22 protein-coding genes are annotated in these 25,474 nt (G+C 48.6%); 20 read left to right on the forward strand and 2 right to left on the reverse strand.

Annotated features, from left to right (window positions below):
- The first annotated feature begins 335 nt into the window (after positions 1-335).
- Positions 336-1,586, forward strand: a complete 1,251-nt coding sequence (locus tag K0T92_RS18910; protein WP_219874035.1) for a TraB/GumN family protein — start codon at positions 336-338, stop codon at positions 1,584-1,586.
- 520 nt (positions 1,587-2,106) lie between these two features.
- On the opposite strand, the gene K0T92_RS18915 is transcribed toward K0T92_RS18910, so the two are convergent.
- On the reverse strand, positions 2,107-2,274 hold the full coding sequence (locus K0T92_RS18915) for a hypothetical protein (protein ID WP_219874036.1): 168 nt from the start codon (positions 2,272-2,274) through the stop codon (positions 2,107-2,109).
- Between the two features lie 315 nt (positions 2,275-2,589).
- Between K0T92_RS18915 and K0T92_RS18920 the strand changes: the two genes are divergently transcribed.
- The 6 genes from K0T92_RS18920 (at position 2,590) to K0T92_RS18940 (ending at position 6,739) form a co-directional block, all read left to right on the forward strand.
- On the forward strand, positions 2,590-3,024 hold the full coding sequence (locus K0T92_RS18920) for a GreA/GreB family elongation factor (protein ID WP_219874037.1): 435 nt from the start codon (positions 2,590-2,592) through the stop codon (positions 3,022-3,024).
- A gap of 67 nt (positions 3,025-3,091) precedes the next feature.
- Positions 3,092-3,280: a sporulation protein Cse60 gene (locus tag K0T92_RS18925; protein WP_219874038.1), complete on the forward strand. Its 189-nt coding sequence runs from the start codon at positions 3,092-3,094 to the stop codon at positions 3,278-3,280.
- 40 nt (positions 3,281-3,320) lie between these two features.
- Positions 3,321-3,452: a hypothetical protein gene (locus tag K0T92_RS25330; protein ID WP_281423165.1), complete on the forward strand. Its 132-nt coding sequence runs from the start codon at positions 3,321-3,323 to the stop codon at positions 3,450-3,452.
- A 136-nt stretch (positions 3,453-3,588) separates the two neighbouring features.
- On the forward strand, positions 3,589-4,350 hold the full coding sequence (locus tag K0T92_RS18930; RefSeq protein ID WP_219874063.1) for an NUDIX hydrolase: 762 nt from the start codon (positions 3,589-3,591) through the stop codon (positions 4,348-4,350).
- A gap of 84 nt (positions 4,351-4,434) precedes the next feature.
- Entirely contained in the window at positions 4,435-5,250 is an 816-nt protein-coding gene (locus tag K0T92_RS18935; RefSeq protein WP_246628275.1) for a ribose-phosphate diphosphokinase, read from the forward strand.
- A gap of 1 nt (position 5,251) precedes the next feature.
- Positions 5,252-6,739, forward strand: coding sequence for a nicotinate phosphoribosyltransferase (locus K0T92_RS18940; RefSeq protein WP_219874040.1), 1,488 nt, complete (start codon positions 5,252-5,254; stop codon positions 6,737-6,739).
- Positions 6,740-7,080: 341 nt separating this feature from the next.
- On the opposite strand, the gene K0T92_RS18945 is transcribed toward K0T92_RS18940, so the two are convergent.
- A complete protein-coding gene (locus K0T92_RS18945; RefSeq protein WP_219874041.1) occupies positions 7,081-7,875 on the reverse strand; it encodes an AraC family transcriptional regulator in 795 nt (264 codons plus the stop codon).
- 116 nt (positions 7,876-7,991) lie between these two features.
- On the opposite strand from K0T92_RS18945, the gene K0T92_RS18950 reads away from it, so the two are divergent.
- The 13 genes from K0T92_RS18950 to K0T92_RS19010 all read left to right on the forward strand — a co-directional run.
- Complete coding sequence (locus K0T92_RS18950; RefSeq protein WP_219874042.1) at positions 7,992-8,768, forward strand: sugar phosphate isomerase/epimerase family protein; 777 nt, start codon at positions 7,992-7,994, stop codon at positions 8,766-8,768.
- A 51-nt stretch (positions 8,769-8,819) separates the two neighbouring features.
- Positions 8,820-9,839: a Gfo/Idh/MocA family protein gene (locus K0T92_RS18955; protein ID WP_219874043.1), complete on the forward strand. Its 1,020-nt coding sequence runs from the start codon at positions 8,820-8,822 to the stop codon at positions 9,837-9,839.
- A gap of 211 nt (positions 9,840-10,050) precedes the next feature.
- Positions 10,051-10,542, forward strand: coding sequence for a pantetheine-phosphate adenylyltransferase (gene coaD, locus K0T92_RS18960; protein WP_219874044.1), 492 nt, complete (start codon positions 10,051-10,053; stop codon positions 10,540-10,542).
- A 1-nt stretch (position 10,543) separates the two neighbouring features.
- The gene (locus K0T92_RS18965; protein WP_219874045.1) at positions 10,544-11,284 is read left to right on the forward strand and encodes an MBL fold metallo-hydrolase; all 741 of its coding nucleotides are present in this window, start codon (positions 10,544-10,546) and stop codon (positions 11,282-11,284) included.
- A gap of 173 nt (positions 11,285-11,457) precedes the next feature.
- On the forward strand, positions 11,458-11,628 hold the full coding sequence (locus K0T92_RS18970; protein WP_219874046.1) for a hypothetical protein: 171 nt from the start codon (positions 11,458-11,460) through the stop codon (positions 11,626-11,628).
- A gap of 292 nt (positions 11,629-11,920) precedes the next feature.
- Positions 11,921-12,955 carry a LacI family DNA-binding transcriptional regulator gene (locus K0T92_RS18975; protein WP_219874047.1) on the forward strand — a complete coding sequence of 345 codons (1,035 nt, stop codon included), beginning with the start codon at positions 11,921-11,923 and terminating at the stop codon, positions 12,953-12,955.
- Positions 12,956-13,078: 123 nt separating this feature from the next.
- Complete coding sequence (locus K0T92_RS18980) at positions 13,079-14,386, forward strand: sugar ABC transporter substrate-binding protein (RefSeq protein ID WP_219874048.1); 1,308 nt, start codon at positions 13,079-13,081, stop codon at positions 14,384-14,386.
- Positions 14,387-14,428: 42 nt separating this feature from the next.
- Complete coding sequence (locus K0T92_RS18985; protein WP_219874049.1) at positions 14,429-15,739, forward strand: carbohydrate ABC transporter permease; 1,311 nt, start codon at positions 14,429-14,431, stop codon at positions 15,737-15,739.
- Positions 15,739-16,575 (forward strand): sugar ABC transporter permease, encoded by an 837-nt coding sequence (locus tag K0T92_RS18990; RefSeq protein ID WP_219874050.1) that lies wholly within the window; start codon positions 15,739-15,741, stop codon positions 16,573-16,575. Before K0T92_RS18985 ends, K0T92_RS18990 begins: the two co-directional genes overlap by 1 nt.
- Positions 16,576-16,632: 57 nt before the next feature.
- Entirely contained in the window at positions 16,633-18,378 is a 1,746-nt protein-coding gene (locus tag K0T92_RS18995; RefSeq protein ID WP_219874051.1) for an alpha-glycosidase, read from the forward strand.
- Positions 18,379-18,648: 270 nt separating this feature from the next.
- Complete coding sequence (locus tag K0T92_RS19000) at positions 18,649-22,242, forward strand: Ig-like domain-containing protein (RefSeq protein WP_219874052.1); 3,594 nt, start codon at positions 18,649-18,651, stop codon at positions 22,240-22,242.
- 408 nt (positions 22,243-22,650) lie between these two features.
- Positions 22,651-24,942: a DNRLRE domain-containing protein gene (locus K0T92_RS19005; protein ID WP_219874053.1), complete on the forward strand. Its 2,292-nt coding sequence runs from the start codon at positions 22,651-22,653 to the stop codon at positions 24,940-24,942.
- A 60-nt stretch (positions 24,943-25,002) separates the two neighbouring features.
- Positions 25,003-25,474 (forward strand): hypothetical protein (locus K0T92_RS19010; RefSeq protein WP_219874054.1); only part of this gene is annotated, 472 nt, incomplete at its 3' end.

Genomic DNA, 25,474 nt, shown 5'->3' on the forward strand with positions numbered 1-25,474 from the left:
AGCAACAGCAGCAATTATTTTTTTTCTAGTCGCAGCATGCCTAAAAGATAGAAAAAGAAAGCCGTATCAGTTGATTATATTTAATCTGATCGTAGCTTTCGTTGGTGCACTATTAGGAATGATCATTCCTAATGAGATGGATTTGAACGGATTTTTGATTTTCATCTTATACATTTTTGTAACGTTCGGTTACATTTTTCTATACTGTTTGAAAATTAATATTCCGGTTAGAAGTTAAGCTTGCTAGAAGCATACAAATATATGGAACTTGCCCATCAATTAGGCGTATAAATGAAGGGTTTGTAAAAACGGTATTGGATAAAGGAGTTTGATTGATGAAAAAGGTTAGCGCACTATTCATGTCTTTTGTATTATTGTTGGTAATCTCGACAGCTGCATATGCTGAAACAAAGCCTGCTGGCAAGCCGATTTCCGTTTGGCTGGGAGATCAGCAGGTTCAACTGGGCAGCCAGGCTCCGATCATTGAACGCAGCACGACGCTAGTGCCAGCAGAGCCATTGCTGAAGGGACTTGGCTTCACTGTAACTTTGGATCAACAAGGCAAGGTTATATCAGCCACGAAGGACGATTTAACGATTACCCTGCAGGCTGGCAAACATGCCGCTTCTGTGAATGGTAAAGAAATTACGCTGCTTGTTGCTCCGAAAGCAGTTGGCAAAATTACATATGCGCCTGTCCGGTTTATTGCCGAAGCTGCAGGCTACAAAGTCACTTGGAATGGTGAACTGCGAGCGATAGCGCTTAAGGTCAAGCAGGACAGTAAAGGCTTCCTATGGAAGGTAGAGAACAACGGCAATACAGTTTATTTGCTGGGCTCGATCCATCTGGCCAATAAGGACATGTATCCGCTGAGCCGGCCTATTGAGCAAGCTTTTGCGGAATCCGATTATTTGGTGGTAGAGGCGGATATTACGAAGCCGATTGACGAAGAGATGGAAGGCAAGATTACGGAGCTGAGTACTTATACGGATGGTACGAAGCTGCAGGATCATGTATCGGCGGATACGTATAAGAAGGTAGGCGAATTTTTGACTGGAATCGGTCAGAGCCCAGATGCGTTTGATCCATTTAAACCATGGAACATCTCGCTTGCTCTTAGCCAGATCAAATGGATGCAAGCAGGATACGATGGTTCGCTTGGCATCGATGCCTATTTTCTGACTAAAGCAAATGAAAGCAGTCTGCCTATTCTGGAGCTGGAATCGATTGAGTTCCAACTCAAGATGTTTGACAGCTTTTCTCCTGAGCTTCAGGAGAAGCAGCTGATTGCCTCGCTTGAGTCCTTAGCGAGCGAAGAGTCGGAAATCGACAAGTTGTCTCAAGCATGGGTTGATGGTGATGACAATGCATTGCTCGGCGTTATTAATTCTGCGGCAGGGGAAGAGGAATACAATCAAATTATTCTTACTGACCGCAACAAGTCGATGATCGAGCTTATCAACGGTTACTTGGATAAAGGAGACAACAAGACATATTTCGTCGTTGTTGGGGCTGCTCATTTAGTCGGTGAGTCGGGGATCGTCCCAGCGCTTGAAGGGAAAGGCTACACTGCTGTAAGACAGTAGTTAACGTTATTACATCAGTCGCTTTCGACGATAATGCACGGGTTGAAACGTACTGAACTGAACGACACGAAGAAGCTAAGTTATGAGAGACCTCCATTAATGTGGGGGTCTTTTTTTTTCAGGATGTTGAGAAAGTCCAGCGGAATTTTTACTTTTAAGGGGGGAGCCAACCATTCCAATCGATAGCCGGTGATGACTTCAACTAACTTCAACTCAACAGGTAGAGAAAGAAGCCTGCGCAAGTGCAGGAATTTTTGGCTGAATAAGCTTTAATTGAAAAAAACCTGCGATAACGCAGGAATATCAGGGGAAATTGACAGATAGAGAGGAAATGCAGGGAAATTCCTGCCCTTTGGCAGGCATTCGGTCTTCAAGAGACCAGAGCTCGGAAATTCCTGTCCTCTGAAAGTACCTCTATTACTAATGCTATAGATCTTTGCCCTTTTCAAAAGCCGGCTATTGAGTTCCCTGCGTAGATGCGTAGTGGGCGCCGACTGTATATCGAATTCAGACTTCATGTTTATTCCTTGGCTGATTGGCTGGAATCTGTTCCCCCGGGAGTTTTCTTGTCTTTCTGATACGCGACGAGGACGATTGTATCTCCATTCTCCTGGGATAGTTCATGCTCCATTCGATTGAGCTGCTGGATGGTTTCCACTGACAAATTCGCTGGAATGTAACTCATCATTTCTCCTCCATCATTTTCATTTTAACAGCATGAGACAGCGGAATGGGTTCTGGAGCGTCAGCGTTCGTAAGCGCATTCCCCTGCCAAGCGAGCAGCGTGGTTGTCTATTCAATCGATAGTATGGCCTGATCAACGTTGCATTAATCCCGGTTTGTGAATTGGAACAAATAACATAGACTATTAGTGAATATATGCTATGATTACAGGAAGGCTCCGTGAAGGAGCCTATTTTGTTATAGGGAGGAAACTATGTGGGCAGATGTATCGCGTATCTTATGCCGGGAGAGAGAACACGTATCGGAGGTGAATCGTTCTATGAACCGTAGTCTCGATGCTTCTATTGCAACAAGCTTGATCGAGCAGCTGGTGTTCTTCGATGAGCAGCGGCAGTCCTTGCTGGAGAGATTTTATCCGGATCATCACAGAGACCGCAGACGAATCGAACAGTTGATGAACAGGTACAGGAACCGTTTAGAACAAATCATTGCAGGCAACAATACGAATACACTGGAGCATACGGTGCTGATTGGCAGTTATGTGAAGGTGAGGAATGAAGAGGACGGCACGATGGAGTCCTACTGCCTTGTACTGCCGGATGATGCCAATATGGAGGAGCATTGCATTTCCTTCCTGTCCCCGATCGGTCAGGAGCTACTTCTATCCGATAAAGGCCAGACGATTACCGTCCAAACACCGGCAGGCAGCTATCAGCTTATAGTAGCGGAGATAGACTTTCATCTACCGGCATGAAATAAGAGGAATAATAAAACGGTCAATATAGAAAGCAACGATAATTTATGAGTAAAGGATGATCACTTTGATCCAGATTAAAGAGTTTATTGATTCCGATATTTATTATGCCGAGAAGAAAGCGAATGAGTTTCTGGCGACTATATCTGAAGAGCAGTTCGTGGACATCCGCTACGGCACGATGGTAAAGACGAATCCGCAAAGAACGGAGTATCAGAGAAGCACGATACTGGTCATATATAAAACCGGCAGCTAGGATGCTATTGCTCCCAATGTTCCAATGAGGAGGGATATAGATGAAGCTGGAAAAGACCGATCAAGAGCGCCAGGGTGATCGCTTATACAAGGTTTTTCTCGGGATTTCTATATCGTCGGCAATTGTATTGATCCTTATTGCTGCAGGCTGCATGATCTACAAATATATGTAGGCGGACAATCCTGTGGTAAAAAATAGTTGACACTTTTAATAATTATGTCATAATGATAATATCGTTATGACATAATTATTTTTTTGTTTTTTCATATCGCTTTAATCGGTTGTATTGGAAGGTGGTTACTGTGGTGATGGAGGATGAACACAATTATTCGGCAAGCAATTACCGAACGCCTGATGGAGCGCCTACCGATATTGTTATCTTCACAATAACATCACGGGAACGTGAATCAGGGAAGAAGTCGCTGCCCATTCGGGAGCTGCAGCTGCTGCTCATTCAGCGGAAGGTATGGCCTTTTATAGGGAAGTGGGCCTTGCCCGGAGGATTTACGAGAGAGTCTGAGACGGTTCAGGAGTGCGCCGAACGCGAGCTGTTGGAGGAGACGGGAGTAAGTGATGTGCACATTGAATATTTCAATGTCTACAGCATGCCGGGACGTGATCCCAGAGGCTGGATGATCTCGCATGCTTTTCTCGCACTGGTGAAGGAGGATGTGCTGCTGGATCGCCGGGCTTCGGTCGATGCGGCGGATGTACGACTGCTGCGGGTAAGCGAGGCTTTGTCTCTGGAGCTTGCTTTTGACCATGGCATTATTATTGGAGATGCACTGCACAAGATTCGCGAGAAAATGCTGACAACGACGATTGCCAAGGAATTTCTCCCGGAGGAGTTTACGATTGGCGAGCTATATCAGGTTATCCAGACGGTGATTCCGGAGTTCGAGGAGAAGAATTTTATCCGCAAGGTGACGTCCACCCAGATCAGGAAAGGTATTATTGAAGAGGTCCGGGAAGAGACGGGAGAATTGAAATCTTCGAACAAATATTCACAGCGGGCAGCCCAGCTGTACCGGTTCACAGACTATGAGCCGCAGCTGTCCATTTATAGCTAGTTCGCTGCAGCAAGCAAGGCATCTGCTCTAACTGACAGGCTGGCAGTGTGAGGTATAGAAACTTCGAGGAGTGTGGTTGGTGTGATGAAGCTGAATGAGACGGAGCTGGAGGAGAATATTTTCCCCAATGGCGAAACGTTAGTGAACGGGGAACAAATACTGGCTGCTGCGACCGAGGGTGTCAATACGATCCTGTTCAAATATGGACATGACGGCGATCTGATCAAGCTGATGTTTCTGAAAAATTTCATGGATGATCACGGCCTGGCTGCACGCCTTGTCATTACTTATATGCCCTACAGCCGGATGGACCGGGTGGAAGGCGCCTCTGTCTTCACATTGAAGTATGCCGCTAATTTCATCAATGCGCTGCAGTTCCAATCGGTCACGGTTGTTGAGCCTCATTCAGATGTGACACTGGCTCTGCTGAACAAGAGCAACGCCGTCTATCCGTCGGTCGAACTGCTGGGCAAGGTTGCTGCGGAAGTGAACTTCAATGTGGAGGAGGATTATTTGTTCTTCCCCGACGCCGGTGCGCAGAAGCGGTACAGCAAGGTCAAGGGCTACAGGCAGTTGGTTGGCTTCAAGGTACGGGATTTCCAGACCGGGCAGATCAAGCAGCTGGATGTCGTCGGCCATGTGGACAATGGCGGCAAGGGCTTCAAGGCGATTATTGTCGATGATCTGTGCTCGTATGGCGGAACCTTCATGATGAGCGCCGAGAAGCTCAAGGAGATTGGAGCAGCCGAAATCTATTTGCTGGTCGGGCATTGCGAGACTTCCATCTATAAAGGAAAAATACCGGATTCTGATATCATTACGAGAGTGTTTACGACTGACACGATACTAGGGCAATCCGAGCATGACAAAATACAGGTGTACCCATTAGGAGGCCAATAATATGACAAGCAATTATACCTATCCAGCTACACTGCTCTGTGATTTCTACAAGGTCAGCCATAAGAATCAATATCCCAAGGGAACGGAGCTTGTCTACTCGACATGGACGGCAAGAACGAGCAGGCTTGAAGATATTCATGAGGTGGTGGCGTTTGGATTCCAGGCTTTCATTAAGGAGTATTTGATCGACTACTTTAATGAGCATTTCTTCGCTAGAACGAAAGAGGAGGTTGCCGATGAATATCGCAGAGTCCTGAAGTACGCGCTAGGCGTGCAATCGCCTGATGCCTCGCATATTGAAGAGCTGCATGACCTGGGCTATTTGCCGATCAAGATCAAAGCGGTCAAGGAAGGGACGCTTGTACCTGTCAAGGTGCCCATGCTGACAATTGAGAATACGGCGCCGCAGTTCTTCTGGCTGACGAATTATCTGGAGACGTTAATGTCGTGCCAGCTGTGGATGCCGGCTACCAGCGCGACTTTGGCGCTTGAATACCGCAAAATTCTGGAGAAGTATGGAAGAGAGACGAATGGCGATACATCGGGCGTTCCGTTCCAGGGACATGATTTCTCGATGCGGGGCATGAGCTCGCTGGAAGCGGCCAAGAGCAGCGGCGGAGGCCACCTGCTGTCGTTCACGGGCACGGATACCATTCCGGCTATTCTTTATCTGGAGAACTATTACGGGGCGGATATGGAGAAGGAGCTGGTCGGAACTTCGATTCCTGCTACAGAGCATAGTGTGATGTGCGCGCACGGCAAGGACGAGATGGCATCGTACCGATATTTGATCAATGAGGTCTATCCTGCCGGGTTCGTATCGATTGTGTCGGATACATGGGATTTGTGGAGTGTTCTGAACGTTGTGATCCGGGGGCTTAAAGAGGACATTCTCGCCCGTGACGGAAGAGTGGTCATTCGCCCCGATAGCGGTGATCCTGTCAGAATCATCTGCGGCGATCCGGAATCGGACAATGAATTTGCCCGCAAAGGCGTGATCGAGATCCTGTGGGAAATTTTTGGAGGGACGATTACGGAGAAGGGCTACAAGCAGCTCGACAGCCATATCGGCGCGATCTACGGGGATGCCATTACGATCAGCCGCTGCCGGGAAATCTGTGAGAAGCTGGCGGCCAAAGGCTTCGCATCGACCAATATGGTCTACGGCATCGGCTCGTATACGTACCAGTACAACACGCGGGATACGTTCGGCTTTGCGCTGAAATCGACCTTCACGATTGTGAACGGGGAAGAGCGCAAGATCTTCAAGGATCCTGTTACGGACAGCGGCAACTTCAAGAAGTCGCAGACCGGCCTCGTACTGGTCACCGAGCAGAACGGCAGGCTCGACTATACCGATAATCTCAGTGTGGCGGAATTCAAAAGCAAGGAAGCGGAGGACCTGCTGGAGGTGGTATTCGAGAACGGCAAGTTGATTCGTGATCAATCGCTGGCTGAAATCCGTGCAAATGTGCTGGGCAATCTGTAGCATGATGTGAAAAGATGCTTCCAAACCACTAAAAAGTGGGACTGGAAGCATCTTTTCTTGTATATGGGGACTCTGAAATCATCAGGCAACTTTCTGGACAACCCCTCCTCCAAGTGTGGTGTGAAGGCAGCGTGGCGGAGTAAGAAGCCTGCGAATGTGCATGAATTTCGGTTGCAAGAAGCCATAATGGTGAAATGCCTGCAATCATGCATGAATTTTTGGGGAAATTGGCCGGTATGGAGAAACTGAGATGAAATACCTGCCCTCTGGCAGGCATTTCACCTTTATCAGGCCAGAAACGAAAAAATACATGCCGTTTCGCATGTTTTACCTTTTTTTTGTTATCGCTGTGTCTCCCGGTAGGTGGCCGGTGACATGTCGTATTTGCTCCTGAAGATTCGGTAGAAGTAGGAATAGCTGCCGAAGCCGCATGTCTCCGCGATCTGCTCCAGCGACATTGTGCTGTATTTCATTCGTTCAATTGCCATTGATAATCGGACATTTTGGGTATATTGAATAATGGTTGCCCCGAAGCATTCCTTAAACAGGTGAACCGTCCGGGAGACGCTGAGCCCGACATGGTCGGCGATATCCTGCAGGGAGAACGACATGCTTGCCTGCTCATCGATAAAGTTCTTCATGCGCGTTGCGACGAAGGATTTGCCCTTTAGAGCAGATTGCGTAGTGATGGAGCGGTCCAGTCCAAGGCACAGCGAACGGAGCAAATAATCGGCCAGCTCGGGATCCTGCTCCTCGAAACGCCTTTTCTCGAGTATAAGCGCCCGCCAGATGGAGAGCAGCCGCTCATCAGGGACGACCTTGACCTTCTGAGGCCGCTCCTGGCGGCTCCACCATTCATCAAGCCATGGCCCATTGCAAAGTACATAATAGTCGCCGCTGGATACATGGTCAGGCTCTTCTTCATTGTCACTGGCGACATTGAGATGATAAGAGTCTCCAGGCTTATACAGCAGCAGATCGCCTGTCTCGATACGCGTCATCTGCCCGTTAACAAGCGCTTGACAGGTTCCCTCTGTCTGCAGACGAAACAAGTAAGTGGGTAATGCTTCCTCATATCCAATCTGGAAGGGAGTGGAGTGATACGAAAAGCTGCAGTTCATAATTTCGGTTGTCAAAGCTCTTCCTCCAGTATTCATAGCAATATTGTTCATGTCGTTATTATATCCTACATCCACTTAAATGGATATATATATTATAATCGGTATCAGATCGGTAAAGTTAATATGAAGGGATGATCAGGATGAAACTCGGGCTGCAAATGTATACGCTGCGCGACGATACGGAACGGGATTTTGCTGGAACGCTTAGACAGGTTGCTGAGATGGGTTATGAGGGCATTGAATTTGCCGGTTATGGCGATCTGTCAGCAGAAGAGATGCGCGATTTGCTTCAGGAGCTGGGATTGGAGGCTTTTGGCAGTCATGTGAGCTATCAGCGTCTTCAAGAAAATATGGATGAAGAAATCGCCTATTTGACAACAGTTGGAGCCCGTTACGTCGTCTGTCCGTATTTCACGGAGGAGCAGCACAGCGGCGGCGAACCATTCTGGCGTGGCGTGTTCAAGGATTTTGCCGAATTCGGAGCGAGGCTTCGGAAGGAAGGACTCCAATTCGCTTATCATAATCATGATTTTGAATTTGCGGGCAGGATCGATGGTGAATATATTTTGGATGCGATGTACAGTACGGTGAGCGAGGATTTGCTGAAGGTTGAGATGGATATCGGCTGGGTGCAATATTCGGGCTTAGATCCGCTTGCTTATATCGCCAAGTACAAAGGGCGGCTGCCGCTGCTTCATCTGAAGGATTTCCGCAAGGGTGAGCCGGGAGCGGAGATTGATACGGTAGAGCTGGGCCAGGGAGATCTTGCGCTCAATGCTATTATCGGGGCGGCTCGGGAAGCGGGTGTGGAGTGGTTGATTGTGGAGCAGGACCGCTGTGCGAATCCTCCTCTCGCTTCTGTAAAAACAAGCATGGAATGGTTGAAAGCAAACGGCCATAGAGGTTAATATAGGTACTATAGTAATTAAACCATCATACAAGAGGAGCCATATTGTACAATGAACAAGATTAGAGTGGCAGTAATCGGCTGTGGAGCTATCGCCGAAAGAAGACACATTCCGGAGCATGCAGCCAATCCGAATGTCGAATTAGTCGCTTTCTGCGATCCGAAACTGGAACGCGCCCAGAAGTACGCAGATCAATTCGGTGCCCAGGCGTTTGCTAATTATGAGGATTTGCTGAATCAGATCAAGCCGGATGCGGTCAGCGTATGTACGCCGAACTACCTGCATGCTCCAGTTTCCATTGCTGCGGCAAAAGGGGGCGCGCACGTACTGGTTGAGAAGCCGATGGCTGTAACGGATGCTGAAGCGGCTGCGATGATCGAAGCGGCTGCGAGTAATGGGGTCAAGCTGATGGTTGGCCATAACCAGCGTATGATGCCGCCTCACGTGAAGGCCAAAGAAATTTTGCAAAGCGGCGTATTGGGCCGGGTACTGACCTTCCGCACGACCTTCGGACACCCGGGGCCAGAGGGATGGAGTCTTGACGGTGCAAACAGCTGGTTCTTCCGCAAGGAAGAGGCCATTATGGGCGCTATGGGCGACCTCGGCGTTCACAAGTCCGATCTGATCCGCTATCTGCTTGACGATGAAGTCGCTCAAGTAACCGGATTCATCGGTACCCTGGATAAAAAGGATACGCAAGTGGATGACAACTCCTCTTGTCTTCTCCGGATGAAGAGCGGCGCAATCGGCACGCTCGTAGCAAGCTGGACCTATTACAAAGGTGAAGATAACAGCACTGTTCTCTGGTGTGAGAACGGCGTCATGAAGATCGGAACAGATCCGCATGACCAGATTATCGTTGAGCTTCGCAATGGCGAGATCAACCGCTACAATGTAGGTGCGATCGCCACCAATGAGAAGCAGGAGACCAGCGGAATCATCGATGCCTTTGTTGAGAGCATTGTGACGAATACAACGCCAAGCATCCCCGGTGAAGAAGGGCGCAAATCGCTGGCTGTTATTCTGGCCGCATTCGAATCACAGGAAACGGGCCGCATCATTAATCTGTAGCTTAATGTTGCAACGGTGTCCTTAGGGATACAGTTATCGCATAGCCATTTCCATGCAAGCCCGGTACCCGTTCGTCGGGGCCGGGCTTGCTGCTTTGTTCCTGGCTGCGTCCACACCGCACCGGCGCGATGTGGTGCTGCATGACGGTGGTCGACCACATTGATTGGCTGCTGCTGGAATGGTACAATTTGAGCAAATGAGGGGGTGCGGTATGAAGGCGATATACGCGGGAAGTTTCGATCCGATTACACTCGGTCATGTTTCTGTTATCGAGCGGGCTTTCAAGCTGTTCGACCAAGTCCATATCGTAGTAGCCAACAATCGTTCGAAAAGCCATCTGTTCACGTTGAAGCAGCGGACAGAGCTGGTGGAGCGTTCGATTCCGAGCCAATATGCGGGGCGTACGGTCATCACTCCTTTTGAAGGCATTGTTGCTGACTATATTAATCAGTATGGGATCGACGCCGTTATTCGGGGCATACGCAATGCGACGGATCTGGAATATGAGCTTCAACTGGAGCAGTATATACGCAATACAACCTCCGCGGAGACGGTGTATCTGTCACCTTATACGCAGCATATGCAGACAAACAGCTCGCTTGTACGGATGTTTTTCCAGTCGGGCAAGCATGAGCTGGCCAGTCACTATATGAGCCCGGACGCCTATCAATTGGCGCTGCTCTACGAATTGGGGGCGCGATGAGATGAGATTGACGCTATTAGGCCCGTGGGGCGCTTATCCCAAGGCAGGTGAAGCGACTGCGGGGTATTTGATCGAGCATGGGGGCCGCAATATACTGATTGACTGCGGCAGCGGCGTTCTGGCGAAGCTCCAGCAATATAAGCGTCTGGATGAGCTGGATGCCGTCTATATATCGCATGGGCATTATGATCATGTCGCCGATCTTGGCTGCTTGCAGTATGCGTGCCTGATCGACACGGATTTGGGCAGGCGCAGCAGCGTTCTGCCGATCCATTTCGCTAGCGAGCGTGATGGGCGGATACCGTTCCAGTCGATGAGCGGCTCGGAAATCCGGCGAATCGAAGCGGGACAGACTGCCACCGACAGCAGCGGACTAAGCATAACCTTCTTCAAGACTTTCCACGGCGCTTATTGCCTGGGAATGGATATACGTGTAGATGGCCGCAAGATCGTCTACACGGCGGATACTTACTATGATGAATCGCTTATCAAGCATTGTGCTGATGCGGAAGTGCTCATTGCGGAGACTTCCTTCTATAAGGAGATAAGGGACGCCAAGAAATATGGTCACATGAATACGGAAGATGTAGGTGTTCTGGCGCGCGAAGCGGGTGTGGGCAAGGTCGTTCTGACGCATTTGCCGCACTTCGGCAACATCGAGCAGCTTGCGGCGGAGGTTGGCGATATCTACAGCGGCAAGATTGAGACGGCTTACTGCGGGATGGTCATCGAGTTGTCATAAAAAACGGTGCAGTGGAATAGACTGTTCTTATGAGGTAGCGGATACTACTTCAGGAGTGCAGTCTTTTTTGTGATTTGAAGCCGGATTTAATTGACATTGATAATCATTATCAATTACAATGAAGTTATGCTGCTTAGGCATGCAAATTAATATAAATCGGGAAGTGATTCGTAGTGGGTGTTTTGTATGAGATCGTGACAGGCTCAAGAGAAGATACGGCTAGAATAGTGAATGACTCGATGGAATATATACTTGATGACGACAATCGGGATGCGGATATGAAGCAAGAAGCGATCCATGAATCTGTGTCTCTTGATGATAAGGAAGAATCGGCTTTTCCCTGAGAAAGTACAGGAGCGGTGTTAGTAATAGAATGGATGGATTCGGCCTGACGGCATGCTGCTGTCAGGTTTTTTATTATTGAATATAAATAGGTGTAACGATTTATCATTATTGGTATTGACAACATAAAAGTTCAGCTTTATAGTATGGTTATGTAGGTGAAACGTTACATCAAAAAAACTGGTCGACAATAGACACAATGCATGTACTTCAAGCGCAAAGTTTGTTATTATCGTAATAGTTTTGCGGCTTGGTTGGTGAAACGTTAAATCATACATGGATGGGTGGATAATTGTGGGAAAAGTTACAATTAAAGATGTAGCGAAAAAAGCAAATGTCTCGGTAACAACAGTCTCCAATGTGATTAACAACTCAGGCAGAACCTCACCCGATACAATTAGAAAAGTGAAGCAAGTAATCGAGGAGCTTCAATTCTCGCCAAGTGCTTCAGCCCGCAACCTGCGGGATAAGAGCTCGCATTTGATTGCTGTAGTGGTGCCCTTTCTGGAGAAGGGTCGCCTGCAGGATAATCCGTTTTACTGGCAGCTTGTTCTTGGTATTGAAGAGGGTGCGCGCAACCATCAATTCCATGTCATTTTGCTTGGTGTGGATGAGGAAGAGAATTTCTCCTTCGTTAGTGAACGGCATCTTGATGGTTTGATCGTCGTAGGGACGTTCGAGGGAACTCCGATTCTGAAGCAGATTCAAGCGCTTGATGTTCCTTGTGTGTTCATGGACAGCTACATGTCGGAATTCAATCTATATCAAGTGCTGCTGGATGATGAAATGGGCGGTTATCTGGGAACGAAACATCTGATCGGTCTTGGGCATCAGCGAATTGCGCTTCTCTCGGGAAAGCTGCAGCAGAATGGCGTTAATTACAAGCGTTGGCTGGGATACCGCAGAGCATTGGAGGAAGCGGGGCTGCCTTATGATCCGGAACTGGTTAGAGAAGAGCCGGTATCGACGGCTGGAGGTTATCAGGCCTCACAGTACATTACGGATCCTCGAATGAATATTACAGCAGTATTCGTGTTCTCTGACGTTGGGGCGATGGGATTGATTAAAGGGCTTCATGAACTGGGCGTTCATGTGCCGCGCGACATATCAATTGTAGGGTTCGATGATTTGTTCTATACCGATTACATGATTCCATCTTTAACGACTGTCAACCAGGATGTCATCGAGAGAGGCAATATTGCAGTAAGACTGCTGCTTGACCAGATTGTTGGGGAGAGCAGGGATGATGCAAGAAAGGTGGTGTTGCCGGTTAGCTTGAAGGTTCGAAAAAGTACAGGACCAGCGCCTAATGTTCAATCTGCTCCATAATAATAAACGTTGGGGAAGTTAAAGTGAGCCTGTATGGACAGCGCTTGCTGAGCTGACCCTGATAGAAATGAAAACGCTTACATTTTTAATTGTTCCACACTTATATTCAGGAGGGTGTCTATCATGATGAAAAAAGGCTTCATCTTACTGCTCGTATTAACTGTTGCTATCGCTGTATCCGCTTGTGGCGCCGGCAGCAGCTCGAATTCAGAGAACAAGCCAGCTGTAAATAACAACAAGGATAAGAATGAGCCGGTGTCGTCGGCTGACGAGGATATTGTGCCGGAGGAGGGCGCCAAGCTGCTGGTATGGGACGGCAAGGACGGGGTGCCTTTCTTGAAAGAGATAGCGAAGGAGTTCACGGCGAAATATGGTATTCCTGTTGAGGTTGAAGATCAAGGGGGGCCCGAGCAGCTTGAAAAAATGAAGACAGACGGCCCGGCTGAGTTGGCTGCTGACATCATTACACAGCCGCATAATGACCTCGGCAATGCGGTGAAGAGCGGTTTTGTGCTGCCGAATGATTTTTATGAAGAACAGACGAAAGCAGAATTTTTGCCGGCGGCTGTGGAAGCGGTTACGTTCGACGGAATGCTGTACGGTTATCCGCGCAATATGGAAACCTACGCCCTGTTTATCAACCAGGATCTTGTTGGAGATGCGCCTATCCATTCCTGGGAGGATATCATTGCCTTCTCCAAAACGTTCAATGATGTGAAGAACAATAAATATGGCTTCATGAGCCAGTTGACGAGCCTTTACTGGACTTATCCCTACTTCTCCGGATATGGCGGCTATATTTTTGGCAATAAGGAAACCGACCCGGCGGATATTGGACTGAACAACGAGGGTTCTGTTCAAGGAATGAAATTTTTCCAAAGCCTGAGAGAAATTTTGCCTATGGCCTCTGCTGATGCAACGGACGATATCAAGAGATCCTTGTTCCAGGATGGAAAGCTGGCGATCAACCTTGATGGTGTGTGGAATATCGGCGAATATTCCAAATTGAAATACAAGGTAACGATGATTCCACTTCCGGCAATGCCAGGCAGCGATAAGGAGCCCGTTACTTTGGCAGGCGTGAAGGCTTACTATGTGAGCGCGTATTCCAAATACCCGAATGCGGCGAAGCTGTTTGCCCGTTATGCAACGACTAAGGAAGCGCTTCTGAAGAACTTTGAAATCTCAGGCTTCATTCCTGCGCGTTTAGGTATGGAAAGCGAAGCTGCGATCCAAAGCAACGAGATGGTCAAAGCGGCGCTCAAGCAGTTGGAGAACTCACAGCCAATGCCTACCATTATCGAGATGGGCCAGGTATGGACGCCGGTTGAGCAGGCGCTCGAGCTGATCTGGAATGGCGAGGATGTGAAGCAATCGCTGGATAAGGCGGTGGAGGATATTAAGACTGGTATCCTCACACAAGACCAGTAATATAACCGTACCGCAAACATATAGAGTGGGGGTGATCGGCAAGTGGCTCAGCACCGCAAACTGGCAATGAGCTTATCCGTCCTTTGTATGGGATTGGGTCAGATGTACAACCGTCAGTATTTCAAAGGGATCGTTATGCTTTTGTTTTACTTGACCGGAATTTATTTCATCATCACTGTGCTTCCCTTCGGCATGTGGGCACTGACGACGCTCGGTGAGCAATCCGACCATCTGGAGAAGGTAGGAAGAGTATATGTCAACGTAAGGGGCGATCATTCGATCTTCCTGCTGGTGCAGGGAATTATTATTCTGCTGGCCAGTGTTGTAGTTGTTGTGCTCTATACCCTTAACATTCGGGATGCGTACGTCGTCGGACGGCTTCGGGAGAAGGGTGTTCATGCGAATCGTATCGGACAGACGCTGAGGAGAATTACGACGGAGAGATTCCCTCAGCTCGTGCTGAGCGTACCGCTGCTGCTGGTTGTCTTTTTCACGGTGATGCCGATTCTGTTCATGATTCTGCTGGCCTTTACGAATTTCTCCTTCCCGAACTTTCTCCCGCCAGCGAAGCTGGTCGATTGGACGGGGTTCAAGTCCTTCCAGGATATGTTCAATGTGAAGGCATGGAGCAGTACATTCTACGGGGTGACGCTCTGGACGTTAATATGGACGGTCTGCGCGACGGTAACGATCTTCGTAAGCGGCTTTGCGGTTGCACTGCTGGTACAGATGCAGGGGATCCGCTTCAAAGCATTCTGGCGGACTCTATTCATCATTCCTTATGCTATCCCACAGTTTATATCGCTGCTCATTATGAAGAATATGTTCAATGGCCAATTCGGGCCGATCAATCAATATTTGAAGTATTTTGGGCTCAGCGGCCTGCCCTGGCTGACAGATCCTTTCTGGGCGAAGGTTACCGTTATTATCGTGAATATGTGGATCGGATTCCCTATTACGATGCTGATGATTATCGGATTGCTCTCCACCATTCCGAAGGATCTGTATGAGGCTTCGGAGATTGACGGCGCAAGCGGATGGCAGCAGTTCAAGGCGATTACATTCCCCTCCATCATGTTTGCTTTCGGTCCGCTGCTCGTCATGTCATTCGCTGGCAATATTAACAACTTCAATCTGATTTATTTGCTTACGAACGGGACTCCGGCCAATGCCAATTATAAATTCGCCGGGGACACGGACATTCTGATCACATGGCTGTACAACCTTACACTAACGAATGGAAAATACAATTTTGCCTCCGTTATCGGACTGTTTATCTTTGTTCTCATTGCATCATTTGCGATCTGGAATTTGAGAAGAACGAAAGCCTTCAAAGAGGAGGATGGCATGTAATGAGGAGCAAGAGAGTAAGAAACATCACGAAGCTGACGCTGGGATATCTGGGCTTGATCATAATCGCCATCGGCTGCATCTATCCGGCTTTATGGGTTATTATGTCATCTTTTCGTCCGGGAACTGCGCTCTACAGTAATTCGCTCATTCCAAGCGCATTTACACTGGAGCACTACCGTGAATTGTTTGAGAAGTATCCCTACGGCCAATGGTTTCTGAATACGGTGAAAATATCGGTCTTTACGATGATCTTCACCACCATCATCGTTACGCTTACCGGCTATGTGTTCTCCAAATTCCGCTTCTACGGCCGGAGGCAGTTGATGCTTGGCTTGCTTGTGATCGGGATGTTTCCCGGATTCATGAGCATGATCGCAATCTATATTCTGCTCCTTCAGTTGAAGCTGCTGGATACGCATCTGGCTCTCATCATCGTCTATTCGTCGGGCGCTTCAATGGGATTTCTGTATGTCAAAAGCTTCTTCGACACGATCCCGAACAGCTTGCTGGAAGCAGCGAAGATCGATGGCGCGAGCCACTGGATCGTATTCTCGCGGATTATGCTTCCGCTCTCCAAGCCGATGCTCGTATTCGTTGCCTTGACCTCATTCAGCGGCGGGTTTGTTGATTTTATCTTCGCGAATATGGTTCTGAGCGACAGCAGCAAGCTTACCCTTGCCGTAGGTTTGTTTAAGATGGTCAAAATCAAATTCGCTACCGAGTTTACGGTATTCGCCGCAGGCTGCGTGCTTGTAGCGATCCCGATTACAGCATTGTTTATTTTCCTGCAGCGTTACTTGATTGTAGGACTGACTGCCGGAGCGGAAAAAGGGTAACAGGACGGGACAAATTGTGAACATGCAGAGATAAAAGTCATAAGGAGAGATTGGATCATGCTGAAGGAAGCGATCTTCCACCGCCCCAAGCAGAACTGGGCATATGGATATGATGATGAGACGGTTCATCTGCGCATTCGCACGAAACGCGGCGATGTTGACCATGTGGACGTTATATACGGTGATAAATGCACGCCCTGGAGCGCTATTATGACAGAGCCCATGACCGTCATGGGCTCCGACGAGTTGTTCGATTACTGGGAGGCTGCTGTCCGGCCGCCTTACAGGCGCCTGAGCTACGGCTTTGTTATTCATGATGGTGAGCAGCAGCTGTGGTATACGGAGAAAGGGTTTAGCGCTGTTCCGCCCTCGGTCCATCTGGGCTTGTTCGAATATCCCTGCCTGAACCCCATCGATATTCTCAAGCCGCCGGCATGGGTGAAGGATGCGGTGTTCTATCAGCTGTTCACGGAGCGGTTCGCCAATGGCGATTCTTCCATTGATCCGAGCAATGTGCTGCCTTGGGGAGGCAAGCCGGAGTATGATAATTTCTTTGGCGGGGATCTTCAAGGAGTTAGAGATCATCTGGATTATCTGTCCGAGCTGGGCGTTAACGCGATCTATTTCAATCCGATCTTCGAGGCGCCTGCCAATCACAAATATGATACTCAGGACTATATGAAGGTGGACCCGCATTTCGGTTCCAATGAGACGCTCAAACGACTGGTGCAGGCCTGTCATGAGCGGGGAATACGGGTGATGCTGGATGCTGTCTTCAACCATTGCGGAATTACCTTTGCTCCTTTTGTTGATGTGCGCGAGAAGGGAATCGATTCCGTGTATAAGGACTGGTTCCATATCCGAAAGTGGCCGCTGGAAATCGAGCAGGGGATTCCGACTTACGAGACATTCGCCTTCGAAGCGACGATGCCTAAGTTCAATACTGCGAATGCGCAGGTGAAGGAATATTTGCTCGGGGTGGCGGAATATTGGATCAAGGAGATTGGAATTGACGGCTGGCGCCTCGATGTGGCGAATGAGGTCGATCACCAGTTCTGGCGCGAGTTCCGCCAAGTGGTGAAACGCGCCAATCCCGAGGCTTACATACTGGGCGAAGTATGGCATGATTCACTGATGTGGTTGCAGGGCGACCAGTTTGATGGTGTTATGAATTATCCGCTTACGAATGCGGCGCTTGATTTCTTCGTGTTCGGTCATTCTGATGCGCGTAAGTTTGCCGATACGGTGAGCGGACTGCTGGCCTGGTACCCTAAGCAAGCGAATGAAGCGTGCTTCAACCTTCTCGGCAGCCATGATACAGTACGGCTGCTCACGCTGTGCAAGAACGACAAGCGCATGATGAAGCTGGCTGTCCTGTTCCAGTTTACCATCGCGGGCGCACCTTGTATTTATTACGGGGATGAAATCGGCTTGGACGGAGAGTTCGATCCTGACAACCGAAAATGTATGGAGTGGGACACCTCCAAGCAGGATCGGGAGCTGTTTGCTTTTCATCAGCATGTTATTGCGCTTCGGAAGCAACATGAGGTGCTGCGGACCGGGGCATTCCGTGTACTGCTGGCAGAGGAGGACGACAGCCGGTTCGCCTATGAGCGCAGCGATGGGAAGGAACGGCTTGTTGTGCTGATGAATCCCGCTGAACAGTCAAGCGTGGTTGTGGTTTCTCTTGCAGAAGGGGAATGGAAGGACGCATTCACCGGAGCATCAATCACCGCTTCTGGAGGCCAATACTCAGAAGAGTTGGCTGCATACGGCTATCGTGTTCTTGTATCTGCAAGCTAGTATTCGGATTCCGCACGGACTGCTGTAGTTATAAACAACTAAACCTTCAAAACTATCTCCCTTAAGCAGAGATAGTTTTGAAGGTTTATTTTCGTTATTCTACAATTCGAGTTAATCCTCCAAAATACCTGTAAAAAACATAATCAGACGACAAAAGCATACATTTTTAGCGATAGATTTAACAGAATTGGTTCTATTATACTATTGATGGAATTACTAATCTATTCCAAAACCTAGAGAAAAAAACGAGAGAAAAGAGGAATCAGACGTATGAAAAGGGTGTTACTGTGGCTGCTTGTAAGTGCCATGCTGGCGTCGTTGACGCCAAGTGTATTCGATGGGAAGGCGTATGCCGCTCCCAGCCAGGTGAAGCTTCTGCTGGCCAAGGTAGAGAAGGGCTGCCCTTCAGGCTGTTATGAATTCAGCGGCGGTATCGAGGTAGACAATATTGGCTACCAGAAGGAGGTCTATGTCCATTACACGACCGGCAATGGCCAGTGGTATGATATTCCGGCCTCCTATGCGGGCAAGACCGAAGCCAATCTGGAAGGATGGGTCTTCAATGCGATCGTGAGCGATACGAACAATCCGATTCGGTTCGCGATCAAATATAATGTGAACGGACAGACTTATTGGGATAACAATAACAATCAGGATTACCAGATCGGGGGGAGCGCGCCTGACCGTGTTCTGGCAAAGTCATTTTTGTCGCTGGATACGGCTGATTTTGGAAGCGCGAATGCTTTTTCTGGCCGGATTTATTTGAAGAATATAACGCATCACAAGAAGGTAACGATCCGTTATACAACCGATAATTGGGCGTCCTATAAGGAAAAGGATGCCGTCTACGGAAGTCCGCTCCCGAAGAGCAACAACAGTCTTGAATTCTGGGACTTTAATGTTGATGTAGCGCCTAATGTGAGAGAGGTCAGATATATTATCGCCTATGTCGCTAACGGTGTGACGTATTGGGACAATAATTATAAAAGAGATCATGTGGTAACAGCGAAGCAAGCGGTACCCGCAGTGCTGACGCTGACGCCGCAGTCACAATCGGCTGCTGCCGGAACGAATGCGGCTATCCGCGTTCGTCTGACAGACAGTGCTAATAATCCGGTCAAGCAGCAGACGATCAGCTTGACGGCAGCGGGGAACGCTACACTCCCGTCCTCGGTCACGACGGATAATAACGGCGAGGCCGATGTGCTGGTGACGAGCCAGCAGGCGGGAACAGTTACGGTGACCGGTTCAGTCAACGGCTATTCCATCACCGGAACGGCACAGATTACATTCGTACCGGAGAACAGCTCCTACGTTCTGACGCTGACGCCGCAGACGCAATCCGCTGCAGCCGGAACGAATGCAGTTGTGCGTCTTCGCTTGACGGACAGGTTCAACAATGCGGTGAAGCAGCAGGCGATCAGCTTGACGGCAACGGGAAATGCGACACTTCCGTCCACTGTCACGACGAACAGCAGCGGCGAGGCTGACGTATCGGTGACGAGCCAGCAGGCGGGGACGGTTACGGTGACTGGCAAGGTGCCGGGTTCAACCGTAAGCGGAACAGCACAAATTACGTTTACGCCGGACAATACGGTAACGCTGAAGCTGACGCCGCAAAGCGCTACCGCTGTCGTCGGAACAAGACCTACGGTACGCGTCCGTCTGACAGACAAGTACAACAATCCGGTTCGGCAAGCGGCTATTACGATGTCGGCAACGGGAAGCGGGTTTGTCCCTGCATCCTTGACGACGGATAATAATGGCGAAGGCGCTTTTCTGGTTGGCGGTGTACAGACGGGAACGGTCTATATCTCAGCGACCGCGACCGGTTACTCTGTAACGGCGGCGACGCAAATTGTTTTCACACCTGATCTGGGGTCCGCAGTATTGACGCTGATACCGGAAGAGGATTCGGCAACCGCCGGAACGGGCACAACAGTCCGCATCCGCCTGACGGATCAATACAACAATCCGATCCGGCAAACGTCAGTGCAGCTAAGCGGATCAGGGGGAGTGGTACTGCCTGCATCCGTAACAACGAACAGCAATGGCGAAGCTGTACTGACCGTAACGAGCGAGAAGGCGGGCAATGCTACTGTTACGGCCTCATTCAACGGTATTACGGCATCGGCACAGCTGAAGATTATTCCGGATGTGCCAGCCTCATTGACGGCTGAGCCGGATACAACGTCCTCTTTTGCAGGGGCTGGTGTGAATATCCGCTATACGTTGAAGGACCGTTTCGGAAATTCAATTCCTAATGCCACCATCAGCTTGAGTGCAACCGGCAATGCTGTACTGCCTGCATCGATCACGACAGATGCCAGCGGCAGAGCCGAATTATCGGTCATGAGCGAGAAGGCAGGAACAGTTGTTGTAACGGCAACAGTAGACCGGACTGAGGTTGCGGCAGCAACGACGATCCAGTTGGCGCCTGATCAACCGGCATCCGTATCGTTCGTGGCGCAGCATTCGTCTGTTGTAGTCGGAACGAGCAACAGTATTCAAGCCATTGTGACGGACAGATTCAATAACCCTGTGCCGAATGTCTCAATTAATTTGTCAGCGACCGGAGGAGCGGACTTGCCTGCGGTTATCAAAACAGATCATGAGGGCAAGGCCAGCGCAGCCGTAACGAGCCAGCAGGCGGGTAACGTGGCAATCACCGGAACCGTCAACGATTCTTCTGTATCCGGTACGATCCAAATCGGTTTCACGCCGGATGATCAATCCGTCAATCTGACATTGACGCCGCAGAACATCACAGCGGTCGTCGGGATGAGTACAGCGGTTGGCATTCGTCTCACTGATAAATTGAACAACCCGCTTGCGAACACTGCCGTTCAACTGGCAGTTACCGGCAATCCGCTTGCAGTTCCTTCGTCCTTGGTGACGAATGCCAATGGTGAAGCCGTTATTATTGTAACAAGCCAGCAGATGGGGACCTCAGAGATCAAGGCTACCTTCAATGAAGCTATTGCAACGGCACGGGTTATACTGGTTGCGGATGATCCGTCCCAAATTATTCTGACGCCTGCCTCGGATTCAGCTGTTGTCGGCACGAACGCCGGAATGAAATTCCGTCTGACAGACAGATATGGCAATCCGGTAAGCAATCGGACGCTTCAGCTTCAAGCAACAGGTGAAGCCGATATTCCTTCAACGGTTGCAACAGATGAGAATGGCGAGGCAGTTGTAAACGTGACGAGCCAAAAGGTAGGCAATGTTGTCGTAACCGCCGCTGTAGAGGGTTCCACAGTGACAGGAACGGCGAGTGTCAGCTTTACGGTGGGCGAGCCGGCTCTGTTGACGCTGACGCCTCCTTCTTCGACGGCCGTCGTCGGCAAGAGCAAAGAGATTCGGCTGCGCTTGACGGATCGCTTCGGCAATATTATTCCTAATGCATCGGTCGGCCTGACGGCAACGGGCACCGCTTCTCTCCCCGCCTCTGTTACAACGGATCATAGCGGAGAGGCCGTATTCGCAGTGTCGAGCGTGAAGGCAGGATCGACTTATGTAGCCGCAGCTGTGACGGGAACGGCAGCGGAAGGAACAGCGCGCATTCAATTTACGCCGGAAGCGCCGGCCAAAATCATTTTCCAATTGCCGCTGCCGCAATTGATTGTCGATGAAGTCGGCATTCTGCGGGCCACGCTGGTCGATAAGTACGGCAATGGAATCCCGAATCAAACGCTTAATCTGACAGCGACGAAGAGTCTTGCTGTGCAGCTTACGACAGTAACGAATGCCAATGGAGAAGCCATCATTATATTAGGCAATCCTGTAGCAGAGACCGCAACGGTCACCGCTAAGGCAGCCAACGGTGTTACAGGCAGTGCGACGATTACAAGTCGTCGGTAGGACATTTTGGAGAGAGGGCCTGACGGTTATGCGTCAGGTTCTTTTTTTGTGCCACGCATGTCGGCTAAGTAGGCGGTGAAGTCCCCTGTGGGGGGTGGTGAGGTGCGGAACGAGCGCTCGGTGTAAATTTGGCCCCTGGGGAGGCTTTAATTATTTCAATATGCGAATGCCAGATAAAGATTTCATAAAATTACGAATATTCGCTATTAACCGACGGAAACAGACAATAAATCCTAAAGATAATAATTATTGTATGCATTAAAATGTTCACGAATCTAAATAGTCTTTTATGTTTCCGATAGTGGAACTAGATCAGGGAGCAAGAAAGGAGATGAACGATGGTTTTAATTTAATGGTGCAACAGAGCAGGTCGATCAATCGCAAAAATTAACAATGGGGAGACAGGTCATGGGAAAAGAAAAGTATATTCGAATCGTACTTATTGTCATCAGTTTGATGTTGGTGTTTCCTGAGAGCGTTCTAGGTGAATCTATGGATAATACTGAAGCAATTATAAACGTAAATAGTGCGGACAGATCCACTAAAAAAGAGGCTGAGCCCAAAGTACGGAGAGAGTTGAAGGAAAAAAGAACCTTCAATACCAAACATTATTTGCTGGAAGACGGAACAATGAAAGCGGAAGTATATCAAGGCAATCTTCATTACCTGGATGAGGCTGACCATTGGGAGGACATCGACACCTCATTGATAGATGAAGCTGACATTGACACCTCTGTGACGAAGGTATCGAAGGACATTGCGGCTGAAGCCAAAGCAATAACCAACAATAATAAAGCAAAGGCCAAGGCCAAGAAGACAATCGATAGAACCGGGACTAATTTTCGGTCGTTGAAGGTTCCATTTGATACGATCATCCCGAAGGATTACAGCAAGGGATATTCGGTCGGAAAAGGGGCGGACACGCTGAGCTTTAAACCAATAAAGGCGAATCGATCAATTGGAACGATCGATACAAAGGAAAAGAATCGCATTCATTACAAGAATGTTTGGAATCAGACGAATGTCGATCTGATTGTTACCAATGGAGGTGTCAAAGAGTTTATCTATCTCTTGAATGAGAAGGCACCCCGAAAGTTTTCATTCGAGATCAATACCAAGCTCAATAGTGAGCTGAAGCTGGGTCAATTATACATCGAGCAGCTCTGGATGGAGGACAGCAAAGGCAAGATAAAGTACATTACCCCGACAATGACTACGGAAGGTAAAAAGAACCTGTTTCATATCGAGATTGATACTAAAGATATGACCTATCCCATAACAGTTGATCCTAGTATTGGTGTTTATATAGCGGGAAATGATGATGTCAGTGTTGCATCGGATACTCCCTCCACAAATTTATCTGCAGGTCCATTGTGGGTCGGCGAAAGCAATACATCTGGTGGTATAACGAGTTCTTATCTTGCCTATTTCAGGTTTCCGCTTACGGGGATACCCGCAAATGCAGAGATTATTAGTAGTACACTTGCTACGCGAGTGAACAGCATTGAAATCGACCCATCATCTTATTTAGACGTCATACCTTATTGGGTTACGGGGTCATGGAACGCTCAAACGGTAATATATACCACACGCCCTACGCATACAACGGTAAGCAGCGGTCTCGTGAAGCATATCATAAAGGAGCCCACCAAACCTGATTATCTATATTGGGATGTTACTAATATGACCCGAAGCGCATTCAAAAAAGAATTCGGTTGGACCTCAGGACAAGATGTGTCTATCCTTCTGTCACCTGTTCAATCAGGCGGGAGTATTTCGACTAAACGATTATGGTTAGCATCTAACAGTTCTATTTATAATTGCCCCTGTGTCTTGAATAATCTAACAGTCAACTATAAGACAACTTCAACTAATTCTCCACCCACTGTATATTTCGAAAATAGCCATCTTCCTATATATAGGTCACAACCAGCAGCTGTAGTTACTTGGCGGTATAGTGATCCTGATTCGGATGCTCAAGTGAAGTATAAGGTTTACGGAATTAAAAATGATGGAACTCAAACATATGAGTCAGGAGAAATATACAATAGCGGGAATTTTGCAAATAATCATTATATAGACCGGCTGCTTTCTCCAGGAGCATGGACGTTTAAAGTTACTGCATTTGATGGAACACATTGGAGTAACGAGGCTTATAGGGAAGATGTGATTGTAGATCAAGTGGATGCTCCTGATACTGCAGCAGGTGTCCAAATGAGTGAGATGAATAAGATCTACTATGGTGGGTTTATGTCGACACAAGATAAAGTGGATTTTTTCAAATTTACTGCCCTAGCTACTGGGGGAAACCACTTGTCTTTAAAAAATCTTAATGCCGTATATAATTACACAAGTATTAATCTGCAAATATTTAACTCAAGTATGCAGGAAATCACTCCATTATCTACAACGATAAGTCCAGGTGCAAGTGTCGAGATTGATTTTAATACTCAAGCAGGGAGCAGTTACTTCATCAAAATTGTTAACAATACCAATAACGATGGAGGGCCTTACAAATGGGCAGTCACCCCTTCAAAGGACACTCCAACCAATAGTAACTACACTTACAAATACGATGCTTTGGGACGCTTGGTGTCTATTACCTACCAATGGGGTTTCTACAGCATGGGGACTGCTTATGTGTACGATCAGAACGGCAATGTAATCAAAAGGACGAGTATTCAAACTGAGCTAAAATAGCACCGTGATCAGAACATCTTTTTTTGGTAGATTTAAACAACCATACAAGGAGAATCATAAATGAGAAAATTATTGAGTCTGATTCTGATCCTCTCGCTAGTGTTGTCGAGCGTGAACATCGCCAGTGCGCGATCGAATCCCGTGCAGCCGGGCGTAGAGAAGACAAAGGCCTATCCAGTCGTCCCCTTTGAAAATGAGCCGCTGCAAGAGATAGATGACCGGATCCTAATCGATCAGCAACTTCCGCCAAAAAGCGGGGATGGCATTGTGCTGAACGAGCTTCCGCAGGTTGTGGACGGGGTATATCGAAGCACGGTAACAGATTCCGTCTATGGCAGAAGCGCTCGCATGATGACGGCGGCTATGTCCGACCCCACTCCTTCACCGAGCATTCTGTCTGCCATCAACAATCTGAATCTCAAAAACATGCAATCCCCCTTCCGAATCAACAAAGGGGCGGAGAGCATCTCGCCCGTAAGCGGCAGCTTATCGCTGCAGGAAGCGGATCTGTCCCTGCCTGGGCGCAATGGCT

The organism is Paenibacillus oenotherae, from assembly GCF_019443105.1.
GTDB lineage: Bacteria > Bacillota > Bacilli > Paenibacillales > Paenibacillaceae > Paenibacillus_Z > Paenibacillus_Z oenotherae.